This window comes from Nocardia sp. NPDC056000 (genome assembly GCF_042269265.1).
Taxonomy (GTDB): Bacteria; Actinomycetota; Actinomycetes; order Mycobacteriales; family Mycobacteriaceae; genus Nocardia.
The window spans coordinates 644,114-663,796 of record NZ_JBHJXS010000002.1 but is presented as its reverse complement, the minus strand read 5'-3'; the positions used below and the strand labels follow the sequence as shown (position 1 = coordinate 663,796).

The 19,683-nt window shown below is 65.0% G+C and carries 13 protein-coding genes; 4 read left to right on the top strand and 9 right to left on the bottom strand.

The window, feature by feature from the left end; all coding sequences use genetic code 11:
* Position 1 precedes the first annotated feature (1 nt).
* Positions 2 to 472, bottom strand: a complete 471-nt coding sequence (locus ACFC4D_RS07700) for a DUF4254 domain-containing protein (RefSeq protein ID WP_375963166.1) — start codon at positions 470 to 472, stop codon at positions 2 to 4.
* Between the two features lie 211 nt (positions 473 to 683).
* Here ACFC4D_RS07700 and ACFC4D_RS07695 point away from each other — a divergent pair, with 211 nt between their 5' ends.
* Positions 684 to 1,523, top strand: coding sequence for a GntR family transcriptional regulator (locus tag ACFC4D_RS07695; protein ID WP_364640825.1), 840 nt, complete (start codon positions 684 to 686; stop codon positions 1,521 to 1,523).
* Complete coding sequence (locus ACFC4D_RS07690) at positions 1,520 to 2,107, top strand: GNAT family N-acetyltransferase (protein ID WP_375963162.1); 588 nt, start codon at positions 1,520 to 1,522, stop codon at positions 2,105 to 2,107. The genes ACFC4D_RS07695 and ACFC4D_RS07690 overlap by 4 nt, the downstream gene beginning before the upstream one ends.
* Positions 2,108 to 2,143: 36 nt before the next feature.
* Here ACFC4D_RS07690 and ACFC4D_RS07685 read toward each other — a convergent pair whose 3' ends face one another.
* From ACFC4D_RS07685 to eccD, 4 genes are all read right to left on the bottom strand, one after another.
* Complete coding sequence (locus tag ACFC4D_RS07685; RefSeq protein WP_376062151.1) at positions 2,144 to 3,607, bottom strand: FtsK/SpoIIIE domain-containing protein; 1,464 nt, start codon at positions 3,605 to 3,607, stop codon at positions 2,144 to 2,146.
* Positions 3,608 to 7,630 (bottom strand): type VII secretion protein EccCa, encoded by a 4,023-nt coding sequence (gene eccCa / locus ACFC4D_RS07680; RefSeq protein ID WP_376062150.1) that lies wholly within the window; start codon positions 7,628 to 7,630, stop codon positions 3,608 to 3,610.
* Positions 7,631 to 7,648: 18 nt separating this feature from the next.
* Positions 7,649 to 9,010 (bottom strand): type VII secretion-associated serine protease mycosin, encoded by a 1,362-nt coding sequence (mycP, locus tag ACFC4D_RS07675; RefSeq protein ID WP_376062149.1) that lies wholly within the window; start codon positions 9,008 to 9,010, stop codon positions 7,649 to 7,651.
* Between the two features lie 62 nt (positions 9,011 to 9,072).
* Positions 9,073 to 10,548 (bottom strand): type VII secretion integral membrane protein EccD, encoded by a 1,476-nt coding sequence (eccD, locus tag ACFC4D_RS07670; RefSeq protein ID WP_375963150.1) that lies wholly within the window; start codon positions 10,546 to 10,548, stop codon positions 9,073 to 9,075.
* 154 nt (positions 10,549 to 10,702) lie between these two features.
* Between eccD and eccA the strand changes: the two genes are divergently transcribed.
* On the top strand, positions 10,703 to 12,538 hold the full coding sequence (gene eccA, locus ACFC4D_RS07665; protein WP_376062148.1) for a type VII secretion AAA-ATPase EccA: 1,836 nt from the start codon (positions 10,703 to 10,705) through the stop codon (positions 12,536 to 12,538).
* A gap of 68 nt (positions 12,539 to 12,606) precedes the next feature.
* Positions 12,607 to 14,343 (top strand): type VII secretion protein EccE, encoded by a 1,737-nt coding sequence (eccE, locus tag ACFC4D_RS07660; RefSeq protein ID WP_376062147.1) that lies wholly within the window; start codon positions 12,607 to 12,609, stop codon positions 14,341 to 14,343.
* A 31-nt stretch (positions 14,344 to 14,374) separates the two neighbouring features.
* On the opposite strand, the gene ACFC4D_RS07655 is transcribed toward eccE, so the two are convergent.
* From ACFC4D_RS07655 to ACFC4D_RS07640, 4 genes are all read right to left on the bottom strand, one after another.
* On the bottom strand, positions 14,375 to 15,379 hold the full coding sequence (locus ACFC4D_RS07655) for a hypothetical protein (protein WP_375963143.1): 1,005 nt from the start codon (positions 15,377 to 15,379) through the stop codon (positions 14,375 to 14,377).
* Between the two features lie 256 nt (positions 15,380 to 15,635).
* A complete protein-coding gene (locus ACFC4D_RS07650; RefSeq protein ID WP_376062146.1) occupies positions 15,636 to 16,904 on the bottom strand; it encodes a hypothetical protein in 1,269 nt (422 codons plus the stop codon).
* On the bottom strand, positions 16,904 to 18,121 hold the full coding sequence (locus tag ACFC4D_RS07645; protein WP_376062145.1) for a hypothetical protein: 1,218 nt from the start codon (positions 18,119 to 18,121) through the stop codon (positions 16,904 to 16,906). The genes ACFC4D_RS07650 and ACFC4D_RS07645 overlap by 1 nt, the downstream gene beginning before the upstream one ends.
* Before the next feature lie 11 nt (positions 18,122 to 18,132).
* Positions 18,133 to 19,662, bottom strand: a complete 1,530-nt coding sequence (locus ACFC4D_RS07640; protein WP_376062144.1) for a serine/threonine-protein kinase — start codon at positions 19,660 to 19,662, stop codon at positions 18,133 to 18,135.
* Positions 19,663 to 19,683: the final 21 nt, after the last annotated feature.

The following is a 19,683-nucleotide window of genomic DNA, read 5'->3' as shown; positions in this document are numbered from 1 at the left end:
CCTACCAGGCGGGCAGTCGCCGCCGTCCGGCGAGTACATCGCGCACGAGATCATCGTAGGCGTCGGACAATTCGGCTAGATGGTGCCAAGCGCCGTGCAGCATCTCATCGTTCGCGTCAAGCGTCATCAACGCGTGGTGCGCGCGAATCGACGCCTCCGCCAATCGGTCGATGACCGATCCGACGGTTTCGGTGTGCAGGGTCGCACCCAGGCGATGCTGGGGAATCGACCGCACGATCCAATCATCGATGGCCATCACCAATTCGATTCGGCGACGCTTGTTTTCGATGATTGCGGTGGGATCGGTCTCGGCGCCGATACCACCCCTGCCGACTATGCGCCGCTCATGCAGCACCGCGAGATCATGGGCGAACCACAGGAGGGGTCCGCCGATCACACGGTGACCACGGCAGGCGCGTAAAAGTAGATCGGAGGTCGGCAATAGGCCGCTCGTGAGGGCATGCGTATCCACGTCCGCATATTGATCGGACATATCAGGCAAAGCCACAACGACCGTATTTGATGTCTCCGAACCAGCCACGTTGCCTCACGTTCATCGACGTACAACACCGCATTCAGGACGTTCATTACAATAAACCTCAGAATGTGCCTGTCAAGCCTTACACGGCGATTCGGCACCCGGAGTAGACTTCGGGGCCTTGAAGCAACAACCGAGGAGCGAGATGGCGGACGGTCCGAGATACCAACGGATCGCAGACCTCCTCCGCGAGGAGATCCGCGCCGGCAAGTGGAAACCGGGCGATCGACTACCCAGCCATAACGAGCTGGCTGATCAGATGCAGGTCTCGATCACCACCGCTCGCAACGCGATTCAGCTCCTGGTTGCCGAAAACCTGGTCTATACGGCGACTTCCAGGGGCACCATCGTGCGCAGTCAAGAGGTGCTGGAATCGGTTGTCACCAACCACATTCGGCCGGACCGGCCGCGTGCGGCCCACGATATCTTCGTGGAGATCGCGCGCGCGGCGGGTCGCGAGCCGTCCAAGCAGTTCAGCGCGCGGATGGAACCGGCCAGTCCGGACGTCGCGCATTGGCTGGGGGTGCAACGGGATTCGTGGGTGGTCTCGCGCACCGTCATGCAGTACCTGGACAACGAACCGTGGTCCTGGGAGGTGAGCTTCTATCCGCGGGACCTCGCCGAAGCCACCGGTATCGACCATCCGTACGACATACCGGAAGGTACGACACGCCGACTCGCCGAGCGTGGTTTCGCCGAAACGGCGCATCGGGATACCGTCGTCGCGCGCCCGGCCACCGCTGAGGAGGCCGCCGTGCTCGGCGTCGGTCCAGGCACCATCCTGCTGGACCACCTGCGCATAGGCGCGAACCACGAACGCATCACGCGTGTCACCCGCCATCGTTCGACGGCGGCCCGCAACCGCCTGGCATACGAGCTGGGCGACGACCCAGGTACGGACATCATTCGCAAAACACTCGGCGCCCCACCGCCGCCCGGCAATTCGCACTCCTTCGAGAGCTCGCTCCTACCCGGCTCGTCATGACCCCGCACCTACGCCCGGCCCTGCACACCGATATCGGAACCATCACCCGGTTCCGGCTCCAACGCACCAGCTGGCTGGCCGCCCGCGGTAGCGATCAATGGACCCGGGCCGGTCGTGGGCTGCCCATCGAAACCTTCGTTCGCTCGGTGGCGCGCGCGGTCGACAATGGCGAGACCTGGATGGCCGAAATCGACGGCGAGCCCGCGGGCACCATCACGGTCAACGACCGCGCCGACGAGGGCCTGTGGTCCCCCGGCGAAATAGCCGAAGCGGTCATCGTCCACTACATGATCGTGGACCTCCGCTTCGCCGGTCACCGCATCGGCCACGTCCTCCTGGAAAAGGCCGCCCACCTGGCCGCCCAAGCCAACCGCGACTGGGTCCGCCTCGACGCCTGGACAACAAACGCCGACCTGCACGCCTACTACATCCGAGCCGGCTTCCGCCAAGCCCGCTTCGCGGGCCCCGAAGCCACCGGCCCCTCCGGCGCCCTCTTCGAACGCCCCACCACCAGCTGGCTCTCCACCCGCCACCTCCCCGACCCCATCCCCCTCACCGCCGAACCCCAACTCCACGCGGGCTGATCCGGATCGGCTGAGTCCGGCTGGAGACTCGGCGGGTTACGCGCCCGGGAGGTTGGACAGTTGGATGAGATCCGGTGCGGTGCGGCGGGTTACGAAGATGGCGCGGCCCGGGGGTAGGGGCATGGGGCGGGTGTTTGCGATTACTCTGCCCTCGTCGCGGGAGCCCGACATGAGGAGGACGGTGGGGGAGGTGGTGTGCAGGGCGGCCAGGAATGGGTCGGTGGTGAAGGCATCGGCTGCACGGGCCATGCGGCGGGTGAGGATCAGGTGGAAGCCGAGATGTTCTGCTTGCCGGAGTAATTCGATGAGGGGTGTGAAGGGGTTGGCGGAGTTCGGGCGGGTCACGTGTTCGTAGTCGTCTACGAGTAGGAAGATTTCCGGACCTGTCCACCAGTCCCGTTCGCGGACCTGTCGCGGGGTGAGGTCGGGGCCGGGGAGGCGCTTGGCGAGGTAGTCGGCCAGGTCCCGCATCAGGGTGGTGGCTGAATCGTGTTTGGTGGCGTATCCGGCCAGATATTCGCTGGGGACCGCATCCGGCAATGTGCGGCAGGGGTCGATGACCAGGATCTGCGCCCACTCCCGTGCGGTGAAGTCGGTGATGCCGCGAATCACGTTGCGCAGCAGCGTGGTCTTGCCGCATTCGGTGTCGCCGAGCACCAGTAGATGGGGATCGATGTCGAAATCTACCGCCTGCGGCTGTAATTCGGATTCGGTGATGCCGAGTACAACCCTGGTCGCGCCCTGGGTGATTCCGTGCGCCTCTGCCTGGCGCAGCACCTCCGCGCGAGTGATATCGGTTGGCAGCAGGTGAATTTCGGGCGGATGAAACGAGCGCTGTGACTCGAGGGAAGCGGGTTCGCCGAACAGCGGTTCGACCACGAGCGACGGGCGCACCAGACGATCCGAGGGAGAGTTGGGCCACATATCGATCTCGGTCTTGATCACGTCATGCAGAAGGGGCCGAATCTGGAACCTCTTGGAGACGACCAAAATTAGGTGGATCCCGTACGCCAGACCCTCATGCCCGAGCACATTGACGCTGTGTACCAGGTCCTCGAACTCCTCGGTCAGCACCAACCAGTAGTCGACGACGAGAAAGACGTCGCCGAATCCGTCCCGCAGCACCGGATCGTTGATCGCCCCGGCCACACGGGCGCTGTGCTGCCAGTCCCGGAATTCCGCGATATCCCGGATCCCCAGCCGGGCGAAACTCTCCTGACGCCGACGCAGCAACGCCGCGAGCTCGAAAACGATGCGCCGCACCAGTTCATCGTCACGTTTACCGGCGATCGCCCCGACGTGCGGCAGTGCGGCGAGGTCCGCCAGCCTGCGCCCGATATCGATGAAGTAGAACTGCACCTGTTCGGGCGTGTGCCGCACCGCGATCCCATTGATCAACTCGTGCAGCACGGCCCGCTGATCGGCGTCCGGCCCGCCGATCAGCATTACATGGCCGCGTTCGCCCGAGAGGTCGACCCGCAGCTCCTCGACTTCCGGCAATTACAGCCCCGGCAGATCGCAGAACTGGATCATTTCCTGGCCTCGGCTGCGCGAGGCGAGGATGCCGCGGCCCGGGGGCAGTTTCATCGGGCGGAGTTCGCCGATAATCTTGCCTTCGTCACGCGGGCCGGACATCAGCACCGCGTCCACCGACTGGTTCTTCATCGCGCCCAGCACGCCGTCGTAGAGGGCGCGAGAGACGCCGCCCATGCGCCGGGTGACGATCACGTGCATGCCGATGTCCCGCGCCTGGGGCAGGTATTCCACCAGTGGCGCAAGCGGATTCATCATGCCGCTGGTGGCGACCATGTCGTAGTCGTCGATGATGATGTAGATCTCGGGCCCGGTCCACCAGCTGCGTTCGCGCAACTGCTGCGGGGTGATGTCGGAGCCCGGAATGCGCTTGCCGAGGTAGTTCACGACCTCTTGGATCATCGGCCCGCAGGTCTGCGACGAGGTCGAATAACCCGCCAGCTGATCGCCTTCCAGCGCACCGAGCAGGGTGCGGCGGTAGTCGATGAGGATGACACGCGCCTGTTCGGCATTGGAGCTCTCGGCGATGCCGTGGATGATGTTGCGCAGCGCGGTGGTCTTGCCGCTCTCCACATCGGCAAAGATCATCAGGTGCGGGTCGGCGCTGAAATCCAGAGCCAGGGGCTGCAATTCGGATTCGCCGAGTCCGACGACGACCTTGGTCGGGCTCTGCTGGATACCGTGTGCCTGTGCGAGCCGCAGTACCTGATCGCGCGGAACGCTCATCGGCAGCATGCGCACCTCGGGTGCGCGGCGATCGCCGTACAGCGCCGCCATCTGTTCCTTGGCCGCGCCCACACCCTCGGGCAGCGTGGTCGGATCGGTATCGGAGTCCAAGCGCGGCAATGCGATCAGCAGGTGCAGCGGATCGGCGGTGAGACCGCGACCGGGCTGATTCACCGGAACATTCACCGCGACACGGCGTCCCATCTCCGAGTCCGACGGATCACCGAGCCGCAGCTCGATGCGGGTGCCGATCATATCCTTCATATTGGGCCGGATCTCGGCCCAGCGGTTGGCACTCACGATGACGTGGATACCGTAGGAAAGACCCTGTGCCGCAAGGGCACTGACCGATCCTTCGAGCGTGTCGAAGTCATCGCGGAACTGCTGCCAGCCGTCGACGACCAGGAATACGTCACCGAATTTGTCGGCGAGAATCGGATCGTCCATCGCTCCGGCCGCGAGCGCCGCGTGCTTGCGCCGCCGGAACTCGGCCATGGATTCGATGCCCAGTTGCGCGAACCGCTCCTCGCGCTGATGCAGCAGGGTGATGAGCTCGGAAATGGTGCGGCGCAACCGATCCACGTCGAGCTTGCTGGCGACCGAGCCGACGTGCGGTATCCCGGCCATGCTGCCGAGACTGCCGCCGCCGAGGTCGATGCAGTAGAACTGCATCTGCTCGGGCGTGTGCGTGGCGGCCGCGGCCATGATGATGGTGCGCAGCGCGGTGGACTTACCGGCGAGCTTGCCGCCGACCACAGCGACATTGCCCTGTGCCCCGGACAGACTGATGGTGAGCACATCGCGCCGCTGCTCGTACGGCTTGTCGATGATGCCGATCGGCATCCACAGCTGTCCGTGCCGGTTGACCGGCGAACTCCACTCCGGATCGGGCAGCAGCATATCGACGGTCGGTGACTCATCCAGCGGCGGCAACCACACCTCGTGCGCCGGACGGCCGTGTCCGGTAAGGCGTTTCACCACGACCTGGAGCAGGGTGTCGGGAATGCCCTCGTCCGCGGGCGGAGGCGGCGGCAGCAGATCCAGCGGATCGAGCGGATTCTCCGGCTCCGGCAGCGCGAGCATCTCCACCGGCCCGGCGGTGAATTCGCGCGGCGGCGCTTCGGCAACGGCCCGCCCGTCCAACTGCCGGGAGGCGCGCGGCGCGACATAGGGCCCGGAAACATAGGTCGCGTTGAACCGCAACGGATCCGACGCATCGCTCTTGAGATAACCCGAGCCCGGGATACCCGGCAAATGGTAGGCGTCGGTGATACCGAGCACGGCGCGAGATTCATTGGCGGAGAACGTGCGCAAACCGATGCGGTAGGACAGATGCGAGTCGAGCCCGCGCATCTTGTTCTCCTCCAGGCGCTGCGAGGCGAGCAGCAGATGCACATGCAGTGACCGGCCGAGCCGGCCGATCATGACGAACAGATCCGCGAAATCCGGTTTCTGCGAGAGCAATTCGGAGAACTCGTCGATGACCACGAACAGCGCCGGTAGCGGATCCAGCGGAACACCCGCCGCACGCGCCTTCTCGTAATCGGTGACATTGGCGAAATTGCCCGCCGTTCGCAGCAATTCCTGTCGCCGGTTCATCTCACCGGCGAGCGCGTCGCGCATACGGTCGACGAGCGAGAGTTCTTCCTCGAGGTTGGTGATGACCGCCGCGACATGCGGCAGCGGATCCATACCCAGGAAGGTCGCACCACCCTTGAAGTCGACCAGCACCAGGTTCAGCTGATCGGGTGAATGCGTCGCCACCATCGAAAGCAGCAGGGTGCGAAGGAATTCCGACTTGCCGGAACCGGTGGCGCCGATGCAGAGCCCGTGCGGCCCCATACCGTTCTCGGCGGATTCCTTGATATCGATCTCGACGGGTGTGCCGTCGGGCGTGATGCCGATCGGCACGCGCAGGCGTTCGCGCCCGTAGCGCGGCCGCCACGCCTTGGCCGGATCGATCTGCGCCGCGTCCGGAATCTTGAGCAGCGCCATCAAACCCGGGTCCGCGGTGGAGGTGTTGTCCCCCAGGCTCACGATCTGTGCGGCGGTGGCGACGCGGAACCGCGCCAGACTGCGCGAGAACGCTTCGGCCTCAGCCAAAGTCACATTGTCGGCGGTGGCGAACTTCTCGGTGCCCGCGGCGCTCTTGGCGAAGACGTCCCCGCCCGAGGCGACCAGCTGCAACCCGCGCCGCGCGGCCAGCGAATTCTCCGCCGCGCTCAAATCGATGACGGTGACCGCGTCCAAACCGGATTCGCTGATCAGCCGTTCGGAACCGCTCACATATCCGTCGTCCACGATCACGACGAAGTGCAGACGTCCCTGTGTCGGTTGCGGATTGCGCATGAACCGCCCACGTTCGAGCAGATCGTCCGCCAGCGCGGTCTCGAACTCACCGAGTGAGCGATACATCATGCGGGCCGCGCCCATACCGTCGCGATGGCTCGGATGCTGCAGCTGCGGAAGCCATTTCGCCCACGCCCAGGCTTCGGAGTCCGGATCGGCGCAGACGATCGCCACCGCGACATGATCGGGCCCGTGGAAGGCGCACAGCTCGATGAGCATGGCCCACACCAGCCTGCGCGCGTCCTCCGCCGGTCCCTCGACATTGATGGCGGGGAAAGCGCGCAGCGAGACGGCGGTGGGCAGCTGATGCACCACCGAATGCGTGCGCACGAACCGCCGCAGCGCGACGGTCGACACCGGCTCCAGATCCTCCAGCGGTCCGGTCTCGGGTCGCGCGAGTTTGGCCGCGAGCCGGTGGGTTCCGATGCCTACTCGCACATGCCCGAAGTCGGGATCGTTGGGCCGCCGCTCCCACATGCGCCGGGTGCCGACGACCGAATGCAGATCCGCGGGTTCGGGATGGCTCCAGACCAGCGTCTCGAGCTGTTTCAAAGCGGTGCGCCGCACCTCGCGCCGGGTCTGGTCGAGATACCGGAAGTAGTCCTTGCGTTCCTCATTGAGCTCGCCCGCGCTCTTGGCGCCGCTGCGCTGGCCCATGAACATGCCCGCCATCGACATGATCATCATCATCGGGAACATCATCATCATGGGGTTGGTCAGAATCGACCGCCCCATCATTGCCATCATGGCGATCATGCCGACCATGGCCACGACCATGACCACCGGCATCAGCTTGCTGAGCAGGTTGCCGGGCACCGCGCGCGGTATCTCCGGCGGCGGCGTGAGCGCCATCTCACCGCCGGGCGCGCGCGGTGGCGCGATACGCGGTCTGCGGACGAAACCTTCTGTGGCCATGAGTGTTTCTCCGGTCGTCTAAGAATCGAGGTCGGGCAGCTCGTCGTCGCGGCGGGCGCGCCGGAATGGAATCGACAGTGCGAGACCGATTCCCAGCGCGGCGAGACAGACGATGGACCCGATGACGGCGACCAGACGCGGCAAAGCGTCCGGCCCGGCGGGCTTTTCGAGCGGGGGGATGGCGCGCGGTTTATCGGCGCCGACATTGACCGCCTGTGCGGGCAGCTGCGCGGTGAGCGCGGCGAGCGGATCGATGAGGCCGTACCCGACACGGTCGTCACGACCGGTCGGCCCGCCCGGATTGTGCGCGGTGCGGGTGATCCGGTTCATGACTTCCTGCGCGGTCATATCCGGGTACTTGGCGCGGACGAGCGCGGCCAGTCCCGCGACATACGGTGCGGCGAAACTGGTTCCACCGAGCAGGTTCGGCTTACCGTCCTGGCCGTATCCGTTGGCATCGACGAGTCCGGTGGCGCCGGGCTTGTTGTCCAGCGACACGATCGGGGTGCCGACCGCGGCCACGCTCACCCACGGACCGTGCATCGACGAGTCGGCCGGACTGCCGTCCTTGGAGATGACCGAGGCGACACTGAGCACATAGGGGCTGAACCACGCCGGACTGACCACGGTGCTCAATTTGTCCCACCCGGCGATCGCGTTCTGTCCACATCCGCTGGAGGAGTCGACATTTCCGGCGGCGGCGACCACCACGACATTCCGGTCGTAGGCGTATTTCACCGCCGCGCCCACGGCGGCGTCCTCGGGTGTCGCGGAGGCGCTGGAGCAGGCGGCCAGCGACATATTGATCACCTGCGCGCCCATATTCACCGCGCGTACGACGGAGGCCGCCAGCGTCCGCATATTGCCGTAGCCGGACCCGTGGATCTTGCCCGGCTCATCGCCACCGGACGCGTTCTTGGCCTTGTAGTACTCGCTGTTCTGCCGGATGGAGAGAATGTCGGCATCGGGCGCGACGCCGACGAAGGCGTCATCCGGACTCGGCCGGGCGGCGATGATTCCGGCGACGGCGGTGCCGTGCCCATCGCAGTCGACGGTGCCGTCCCCGTCCGGGGAAACGTAGTCACCGCCCACTTCCACCGAGCCCAGCCGCGGATGCCGGGAAACCCCGGTGTCGATGACCGCGACCTTCACCCCCGCGCCGGTGCTGAATTGCCAAGCGGCGGGCAGATTCAGCACGCGCTGTGCGACCGGCGCGTCCTTCTGCGTGGTGCCGCTCATGAACGGTTCGGCGCAGAAGTGCTGCTTCTCAGTGGTTTCCGGCGGTGCGGGCTTACCGCTGAGCGCGATCGCGTCCGCCAGCGCGCTGTCGTCGATCGTCGGCGGTTTGACCTCGGCCGCCGCGATCCCCTGCGGGCTCAACAGTGCGACACCGAGAACCGCTGTGGCACAGAAGATTCGCGACCAGCCTCCGCCGAGCGCTCTCATATGTTGCGCGCCATCGAGTAGACACCCGAGATCCAGAGCACCAACGGGACGATCGATACGATCAGGCCGTATTCGAAGATCTCGTTGAAGCGCCGGGTCACCGGGGTCACCTCGATGTGCGGGCCGATCACGCCGAACACGATGGCGGCCACCGCGAAAACCAGCAGCAGTCCGGCCGAGACGAGCAGCATGCCGTCGTCCTCGAACGCCAGCAGCACCAGCAGCGAGACGAAAGTCAGTCCGCCACCGGCGATCAGGACCGAAGCCTGGGTCAGATCGGCGAAGGCGCGCCCGCGCAGGCACAGGATGATCGCGACGATCACGGCCAGCGCGATACCCTGCCAGCGTGCGCCGCCCAGCGGATCCGCCGCGGCAACGGCACCGAAGGTCGCGCCGATCGCCGCGCCGACGACCATGCCGGTCTGGAATTGATTGGCGATGCGGGCGCGCAATCCGAGCCCGTGCGCCGACGGCAGCACGGTCGCGCCGATCGCGCCGATGCCCTCGATGGTGGGCCGGGGCTCATGATCGGCGGGATCGATGGCCGCACCGGCGGTCGGCACCGGCGGCACCGGCAGCCGGGCCAGCATCGCGGCCAGTCGCGGTACGGCCGAGAGCAGCAGAATCGACGCGACCAGCACTCCGGCAGCGAGTTTCGGCAGTTCGGTATCCCAGATCAGGCGCGCGGCCGCGGCGCAGCCGATGAAGATCGCGAGCGTGACGGCAGCGGAGACGATGGCCGCGCCGGTCCGGATCATTCGATATCCGACGACCGCGACCAGCAAAGTCGCACTGGCTCCGAGCAATACGTGCGGACTGCCCAATTCGTGCGGTACGGCCAGCGCCGCGCCACCGAAGGTGAGCAATAGCAACAGCAGGGTGAGCACCGTCGCGGTCAGCTCATCGCCGTACTTGCGTTCGGCGATAATGGCGGCGACCAGCGCCGCGACCGCGCCGCCGAGCAGCATGGCCGGTGCGACGAATTGATCTCCGGCACCGCGCGATACCGCGCCCAGGAACAGCGCGAACAGCGTCGCGACAATGGCCCCGCACAGTCCGGTCCACCGCGCCGAGGCCGGTGACCAGCCCCGGAACTCCTCGGAGGTGAGTCGCGAGACCGCGTCGATCACATCGTCGAAGAGCGCGGGCGCTTCCTTGGCCGCGACGGCGCGCAGTACCAGCAGCTCACCGTCGTAGATTTCGGCGTCATTGAGCGTCTGGCTGGGCGCGATCATGTCGCGTCCGAGTTTGGCCAGCGTCCAATGTTGTGGCTGGAGCGGCGTTCCCCCTTCTTCGCCGCCCAGCGGATCCGGATTGCGTGATTCGATGAGACGCACCAGATCGCCGATGAAGGCGGCGATCGGCGCGTTTGCCGGCAGACCGACGTCGAGCTGGGTATTCCCCCCGATGACGGACACTCGGCACAATTCGGGTTCAGCGGCTCCCAAACCGCTGATCGACTGTGCGGTCACTAGCTGAACTGCTCCCTCACCCTCGTAACAGTTGCCCGCCCAGGGCGGTTAACCATAATGTATCCGACTGTCCGCAACTGTGCGATCCGCACCTGCGGATGGGGATTGTGAACGAAAGCCTAACCAGGTTCAACGAATTCGGGGTTCGACTACGATGATCGACACTCGTCAGGCACAACGCGCCTTCGACGCCGGCGTGCTCTCACTGGGGTTGAGCATCGACGGGCAGGAGTCCAACAAGGATCTCGAGTACGCGAAGCTGGCCTTTCAGCGCGCGACCGAGTGGGATCCCACCATGTGTGACGCCTGGCTCGGCCGGGCGGTAGCCGGTGAGGTAACCAAGGACGTTCTACACAACCTGTACAAGTGCAGCACCATCTCGCTGGGACGGGAACAGCGGCGGTTGGGGCTGCCGCCGCGGGTGTTAGCCGGACGTTTCCTGCCGGGTCTCTACATCGATTACCCGCTGGCCAGTTTCACCGAAATCTGGCTGGCGTACGCGGCCCAGTTGATCGCCGAGAAGCAGTACGGCGAGGCCGAGGTCGTACTGAACGAACTCGAGCAGCATCGCCGGGCGCGGGCCAATGAACCGGACTTCGAGATCGACGGCCGCGTGACCAAATACGTGCGCGGCATTCTGCATTACAACAGCCAGCGCTGGTCCGATGTGATGACCGTGCTGGCGGGCTCCGAGGCCTGGGAGGATCCGTACCTGGCCGCGGGCGCTCATGTGATGGTCGGCACAGCGTGCGCGCAGCTGGGTTTGTTCGGTGAGGCCATTCGCCGCATGGAACAGGCCGAGGCGGGCCCGATTCCGGCCGCCCGCACCGCCGCCATGTTCTGCCGCGGCCTGTGCCTGCGCGAGACCGGCGAGGCCGATGAGGCGCAGGCGCTGTTCGAGAAGGTGTATTCGCAGGCCCCGGATTTCGAGGCCAACACCTCCGCCATGCGCGATCGGACGTACCGGATCACCGTCACCTCCAAAGAGGTGATCGAGGCCCGCACCGATAAATGGGATCCCGCCTCCGCCCCGTCGCTGGAGGAGAAGCGGCAGGCCGAGAACGAGGATCGCGCCAAGGTGATCCTGGCCGAGGCGCGCGCCGAACTGGATAAGCAGATCGGCCTGGCCGCGGTGAAGACCCAGGTCGCGAAGCTGCAGTCGAGTGCGCAGCTGGCGAAAATCCGTGCGGAGAAAGGGCTTTCGAGCTCGGCGCGCGGTCAGCACCTGGCGTTCACCGGTCCGCCCGGAACGGGTAAGACCACCATCGCGCGCGTGGTCGCCAAAATCTATTGCGGCCTCGGCATTCTCAAGACCGAGAAGGTGGTGGAGACCAAGCGCTCGGACTTCGTCGGCCAGCATCTGGGTTCCACGGCCATCAAGACCGAGAAGCTGATCGATACCGCCATGGACGGCGTGCTGTTCATCGATGAGGCGTACACCCTTATCCAGCAGGGTCTTTCGGGTGGCGACGCGTTCGGCCGCGAGGCGGTGGACACGCTGCTGGCCCGCATGGAGAACGATCGCGATCGGCTGGTGGTGATCATCGCCGGATACGACGGTGAGATCGACCGCTTCCTGGCCGCCAATGACGGTCTGGCCTCGCGTTTCGCCAAGCGCCTGCAATTCCCGTCGTACACCGCGCCCGAGCTCGGTGAGATCGGTCAGGTCATCGCGCACAAACGGGATTCGGAATTGTCCGACGGCGCGATGGAGCAGCTGGTCAAGACCTGCCAGAAGCTCTACGACCTGGAGAGCACCGATCAGAGCGGGCAGCCGCGACGCGGGGTGGACGTGGCCGGTAACGGTCGTTTCATCCGCAACCTGATCGAGGCGGCCGAGGAGGAACGCGAATTCCGGCTCGCCAATGACGAATCCATCGATTTGAGCGATATCGACGAGGCCGCGCTCATGCGCATCGAGGCGCCCGATATGAAGGCGGCGCTCACCACGCTGCTGAGCTCACTGGGTTTGTCGTCCGCAGCTGAATAGGGTGTGGCCGCGGGCAACGCGGTTCGCCGGTATAGAGGGGGCTTGGCTGTGAACGAAGGTATGCGGCTGTGAACGAGGGTGTGCGGCTGAACGATACGGAACTGCGTTCGGACGATCTGTGGCTGTTCCGGGTGCTGCCGCTGCGCCTGGTCATTCCGGTCGCGCTGGTGGGGGTGCTCGCCTCCCTGGTGGCGGTCGCATGTCAAGCGCCCTGGTGGGCAGTCGGATTGGCGGCGGCGCTGCCGGTGCTGATCGGTCTCGCCCCGATTGGCGGTAAGCCGATCGGTATGCGGATGGGCCGGTGGGTGGCCTATCGCTGGCGGGTATCGCGCCGTCGCCCGGTCGAGGAGTCCAAGCAGTTCGACGTGCCGCTGCCCGACGGCGGCACCTACGGATTGCGCTGGGACGGAACGCTGCTCACCACCATGCTGCGCATCGACACCCCGCCGGACACCCTGACGCTGCTGCGACGCGGGTCACTGAGCACCGATCAGGTGCTGCCGCTGGCCGAAATCGCTTCCTGCCTACGGCAATACGATGTCGAACTGGATTCGGCCGATGTGATCAGCACCGGCACCCGCACCGCGGGCACCGAGGCGGTGCTGTCCGGCTATGCCGCGAGCATCGCGCCGCTGGGGCGGCTGTACGACGAAATCCTCGGCCCGCTACCGGCTATCGCGCATCGCACGGTGTGGCTGGTGCTGCGGCTCAATCCGCTCGCGAACTCCAAGGCCGTGCAGAATCGCGGCGGCGGACCGGAGGGCGCGTTGCGCGCCGCGATCGTCGCCACCCGGCGCGTGGCGAATCGGCTTGCCGCGCGCGGTATCACCGCCTCGATCCTGACCACCGCCGAAATGACCGCGTTCACCAGGGAATTGACCCGCGGCATCCCGCTGGAGGAGTTCGTCGAGACGCCGCATTCGCTGGAGCACAACGACGTTCACCTCACCAGCTTCCAGATCGATCCGAACCTGTTCACCCCCGACGGCCTGGCGGCGGTCTGGTCGGTGCGCAGCCTGGCCACCACGGTCACGGTGCGCCTGCGTCCCGCCGCGGCGAGCGCCGACAGCGATCGCAAGGACGAGTTCATCGAGGTGGACGCCCGCGTCCGCTATGACACCCAGCAGCCGATGGACGAACCGCCGGTGGACGGCCTGCGTCCGCTCCCCCAGCGCCAATTGTGGGCGCTCACCGATACTTTGGCGTTCGGCGCGCAGGAGTTGCACTCGTCCTCGCATCGCGGTCCGGTGAGCGCGCTGGCCGAGATCTCGGTGCCGACCGCGGGCTGCGGTCAGCTGATCGGCGCGGATGCCACCGGCAGCGGCGTGGCCGTTCCGCTGATCGGCGATGGTTCACGGCGCATCGACATCATCTCGGATCTGCATCTGGCGCAGCAGGTCATCCTGCGCGCCATCGCGCTGGGCGCGGGCGCGGTGGTGCACACCGCGCGCCCCGGCTCCTGGCAGCGCATGGTCAACAATGTCGGTGCGGCGCACGCGCTTTCGCTGGCCTCGTCGATCACGCACAGTTCGCGCAACAGCACCATGACCGCGCGCACCCCGCATCCGGCGGCCACCGTGATCGTCTTCGACGGCGTCCCCTCGACCACACCGCCGGGTTCGGCAACCGTTGTCACCGTGCACGATCGGCTCCCCCAGGATTACCAGCCGGACGCCGATGTGACGATCGTGCAGCACCCCAACGCCCCGCACACCGTCACCGTGCACACTCCCGCCACCCGTACCACCGCCCAGCTGGTCACCACACCGACCGAACAGCATTACATCGGTGCGACGGGCCGCTGAGGCCATTTCCCGGCCACAGGCGGGCTGGGCGCTACATCCAGCCGCTGTTGACCAGGATGGCGAATTGCGCCGCCGCACGCTGATGCGCGTCCTGTAGCTGCGCGCTGCCGACCTGTGCGACATAGCGACCGGCGCGCACGGTGCAGGTGAATCGCGCGGCGGCCGCGGTGTTCTCGACACAGAACGCATCGGGAACCCCCGCCGGTGCGGCGGTGGTCGGTCCGGCCGCTGTGCGCAGATCGTTCAATACGAGCGTGGCGGCTTTGGGATCACGGGCGCGCGCGACCAGTCCGACATCGGAAACCCGTGCGACGGCATCGATTCCGCCGACCTCGAGCAGCCGCCGCCAGAGTTCGGGCGCCACATGCCGGAAGCCGCGCGCGTTGAACACCGCCTCCCGATCGAAACTCGGCGTGAAATCCGCCTTCGGATGCAGCGTCCGCCGCAGCATGTCCTGCGGATCATGATCCAGCGCCCGCATTTCCGGCACCGAAAGCGACGGCAGCTGATCCAGCAGCGGCAATTGCGCCGCGATCGTCTTCTTACCGAGATCCTGCAGGGCGGCGAGATTCGGCCGCGGCTGAGCGACATTCACGATGATCAGATAATTCCCGCGAGCCAGGGCGGCATCCAGCGACGGAATATCCTGCCGCCAGTGCGCTTTGGCATCCGGATACCAGTCCAGCGTCACCGGCGCATTGGCCTTGGGCGCCGCACCGAACCCCGCCGCCTCCACTTCGATAGCGGCCGTTCGCGCCGCGGCGGGCTCCGGGAATTGCAATACGGTGAGCCGCACCCAGGTGGTCGCCGACTCGGCGGCAGCCCCCGCACCGAACCCGAACATCATCCCATTCCGCTCGACAATCGGCGCGAGCCTGTCATCGACGTCTCGACTGGTCCTGATGGCCTTGCCCGCCAGCTCATTTCGCAACCGCGGATCAATCTCGGTCCCCGCGGCCACGAACCCCGCCAGCCGCGTGATCGCCAACTCCGCCCCGAATTCGGTCTTCGACAGCGACAGCGCCCGATAATTCAACGGATCAGTCGAGTAAGAGCCCACATCGAGCCCCCGAACATCAACCTCACCCGCGATCGGAACACCGGGAACCACACTCCCGCACCCCGCCAACCCCAGCGCCGCCACCAGCGCCAACGCCGTCTTCCGGAATATCCTGTGCACGTACACCATTACGCCTATCTAGCCTTGACCAGCTGAGCGTACTGCGCCGAAACACATTGCCGGACATCGAGAGCTCTCGAATCGTTGCGAGCGGGACCGCAACACCTCGAACCTACATCCACGAACTGTTCGCCAGCAGCGCGAACTGGGCGGCGGCACGTTGCTGCGCGTCCAGTCGCTGTGCACTGCTGACCCGGGCGATATATCGCCCATAGCGCACGGTGCAGTAGAATCGGTCGCCCGGCGTGTAGGGTGCCGTGGCGGTATTCTCACTGCAAAATGCGCCCGGCACATCGGCCGGCGGGTCGGCCGGACGCTTGGACACGCGTTTGAACTCATTCCCCAGATCTGCCGCGGCTGCTGCGTCTCGTGCCCGCATCAACAAACCACCGTCGGGCGTGGCTGATAACAAGTCGACTCCGCCGACATCCATCAAATGCCGCCAGGCGTCAGTGTCTACGACGCGAGGCAGAAATCCGCGTGGGGTGAGTACGTATTCATTCGAATAGTCCGGCGAGGGTATGTCTCCAGGGTGGAGCGTCCTGCGCATCATCGCCTGCGGATCGTAATCCAGATGCAAGACATCGCGTTTCGTCAGCGGGGCCAGACCATCGAGCAGCGGCAGCTCGGTAGCGAGGACCTTACGGGTCAGTTCCTTTAGTTTGTCCAGATCAGCGTCCGGCCGCTTGACGAATACATTGACCAGGTAGCTTCCTCGGGCCATGGTCGTACCGATCGTCGGAATGCCTTGCCTCCAATGGGCTTTCGCGTCCGGATAAGTATCGAGCGCCACAGCGGTGTTCGACCCGGCTGCCACTGCGAAGTCGGCCGCCTCGACGTCGGCTGCGGCCCGCCTCGCAGAATCGGCGTCCGGAAACTGCAACACGGTGAGGTTCACCGCGATGGTGTCGAGCTGGGGTTGGTCGGGTTTCGAATTTACATCGCGCTGAACCGAGTAGTCCTTGGCCACCGGAGCGGTCGTGGTGGCCGACATCGCGAAGCCGAACATCATGTTCTCGCGCGCCACGATGGCGGTGTCGACATCGGCGAGCAGCTCCCCGACCTGCGTTGCCGTGGTAAGAGGCTTCGCCAGCCTCGCGTATTTCAGAGTCGGGTCGATCTCCCAACCGTTGGCAACTGAATCCGCCAGCCGCATAACGGCAAGGTTGATGCCGGTCGCGTTGGAATGTGCGTACTTGGCACGATAGTCGAGCGGATCGGTGGGGTAAGCGCCGGTATCGAGTTTGCGAACGTCAATCTCCGAGGCCGCAGCACTTCCCGAGACCGCTGATCCACAGCCGGTCAGGGAGACTGCACCGACCGAGGCGAACATCAATGCCGCGATCGACCGAAACATGTTGTGCGCTTTGCGTTCAACCACTACTTACTCCGGGCGAGGATCGAGTACTGTGCGGAAACGCGCTGTTGTGCATCTGCCAATTGCAATCCCCAAGTCATGACGACATATCGATCGAAGGCCACATAACAATAGAACTGGGTCGAAGCATTCACCGGCCCGCGGTATCGACGGCAGCGAGCCGTCGGCAGACCGATGGGCGACTCGACGGGGCGGGTGAACCTATTCATCACCAAATCGTCACGTAATTGCTTGGCCGCCTGCATATCTCGGGCGCGATAAATCCGCCCGCCATTGGCAGCCACCCGGTCGACACCGAATTTGTCGTATCGGGACTTCGCCCGCTCCGGATCGTTCTCCAGATGCAGAAAGGCGGCGGGGGTGTACACACCGGGCAGATTCGTATAAGAGTCACCGTCCGGTCGGGGGAGTGAAATCCGAAGCATGCCATCGGGATCGAAGGGCACGGTGGTCAATTGATCGCGGGGTGTCGGAGTGAACGACCGCAGTCGTTCGGAGGTGAGTGTGATCGTTTTATCGGTCAGGGTCTGCAACAGATCCCGATCCGAGAGGTTCAGGCTTCGGCTCTCCTCGCTTTCGGCCAGGGCGACGATCACGAATTTGCCGGTGGCGTACCAGGAGGCGAGCACCTGCGAATCGGGTAGCCAGGAGCTGATCGCAGTGGGGTGCGCCGCCGAATGCACCGGCTCCACCCGTGGCGGAATGTCGTTGACCGAACTCCAACCACGTTGCGCCAGAGCCGCCGCGGCGGAACTCGCGGCCTGTTCGGAATCGAACAGCAGCACCGAATCAGATGCCCCATAGGAGATTCCGTAATCCTGATCGGACTGCGCCGAGGTTGCGAATCCGGCGATGAATCCCTTCGCGTCATCGGCAAATCCGTCCGTACTCAGCCAGGTGGACATGGGACTGTTGTGGCCCTCGCCGGGCGAGAGAAAGACATGCACGGATTCGGCCAGGTTGTAGTCAAGCCCCGCATCAATCTCCGACATCAAGGGCACCGCCGCACCCAACCGTTCCGCTTCGAATGCCCGCCCGACCAAGGATCGATCCGGCGGCGCGAAATCCTTCGGCTCATGCCGATAACCTCCGACGTCGAGCGCGTTCAGATCGATCGTCGGATCCTGCTGCACAGCATCCGATTCACCGCCACATCCGGTAGCGGACAGCGTCAGGACGACCATCGCGGCGGCGGCGACTCTCCTACCCGGAATGTTCATACTCTCTCCGATCACCGGACATTCTTGCGCAGGATCGGAATCAGCCGCTCTAGCAATATCGACTCGGATTTATCCGACCAGTTTCGCAGGGCGTCGACCGCGACCGGATCATCCAGAACGAACACGGTGGCGGACCGCATACTGATGGTCAGCGGCAGGTTCGTCTGTCCGCCGCCGCCGGCGGAAGAATCGGTGCGGACTGCCAATAGATAGCCCGAATTGAGATCCGGCAATCGATTCGGGCCGTCGACCTCGGCCAGGCCATTCGTCGCGCTGGTGGCGATATGGCGGGGTGATGTCTCATCCCCGTCTTTATGACAGCTATCGTTGTAACTGAAGCCGATCGCTTCGAAGAAAGCCGCTTGCACACTCGGCTTCAGGTATACGGCAAGATCGGCCTTGTAGCCGCCGATACCGGATATATCGACAGCGGCGATCTTCTTCCCGAGGAAGGATGGATTCTGCTGCCGTGCATCGGCAAGCGTCTTGGCGATGACAGGGGCGACGGTTGTCGTCACCACCGGTCCAGCTGCCGCACCATCTCTGTCGATGCCCCAGAGTCCGACCCCGGCAGCAGCCGCGACCACGGTAACCGCAGCCGCACTCGTAATCCACATTTGCTTCCGCGCAGGCGCCTTCCTGCGGGGACCAACTGTTACGGCCGCCACCGACCCCGGTTCGGTAGGCGTGGAGACCGGCGAAAGACCATGCTCCAAAGCAAGTTCGAGCGCCTGCGTGAACTCACGGCAGCTACCGAACCGGTCATCGGGACTCTTCGACAACGCCACCGCCAGCACCTCATCGAGTGCTCGGGGCAGTTCCGGCCGCAACTCGGTAATCCTCGGCACGGGTTCATACAGATGACCCGACATCACCAGTGCGGGTTGAGCTCCGGGATAGAGATTCCGCCCTGTCAGCAACTTGAAGAACGAACAAGCCAGCCCATAGACATCCGTCTGCCGACTCAATGCTCCATCCGAAAGCTGTTCCGGCGCAGCATAAGCAACGGTGGCGACGAACTTTCCCGTCACCGTCAACTCGCTGGAGTCCTGCATCGCCTTGGCCACACCGAAATCCGTGAGCAACACCCGCTCCGGCTCCCCTGGTGACAATAGGAAGTTCGCCGGTTTCACATCCCGATGCAACAGTCCCCGCCGATGCGCATGGTCGAGCCCCCTCCCCACCTCCCTCACAATCCGCAGTGCCCGCTCCATCCCGATCCCCCGAGGGTGACTCTTCAACACCTCGGCAGCATCGATCCCCGGCACATACTGCATGGCGATCCACAGCCGTCCGTCATCGTCGCCCCGGTCGTATACCGTGACGATGTTCGGATGGTCAAGCCCGGCAGAAAGATTCGCCTCCCGCTTGAACCGCCCCCGAAACTCCCGATCTTCCGCGACGTCCGCCTTCAACACCTTCACCGCATCCCACCGCGGCAAACTGGGATGCTTCCCCAAATAGACGGTCCCCATCCCCCCGGCACCGAGCACCCGCTCGATCCGGTATCCACCGATATTCGCTCCCGGCCCAAGATTCATCGCACTACGTTCGCTAACTCT

Coding starts and splice junctions, on each gene's coding strand:
- eccA (WP_376062148.1), top strand. CDS start 10,703: ATGATCGACACTCGTCAGGCACAACGCGCCTTCGACGCCGGCGTGCTC.
- ACFC4D_RS07695 (WP_364640825.1), top strand. CDS start 684: ATGGCGGACGGTCCGAGATACCAACGGATCGCAGACCTCCTCCGCGAG.
- eccCa (WP_376062150.1), bottom strand. CDS start 7,630: ATGGCCACAGAAGGTTTCGTCCGCAGACCGCGTATCGCGCCACCGCGC.
- ACFC4D_RS07690 (WP_375963162.1), top strand. CDS start 1,520: ATGACCCCGCACCTACGCCCGGCCCTGCACACCGATATCGGAACCATC.
- ACFC4D_RS07640 (WP_376062144.1), bottom strand. CDS start 19,662: ATGAATCTTGGGCCGGGAGCGAATATCGGTGGATACCGGATCGAGCGG.
- ACFC4D_RS07645 (WP_376062145.1), bottom strand. CDS start 18,121: ATGAACATTCCGGGTAGGAGAGTCGCCGCCGCCGCGATGGTCGTCCTG.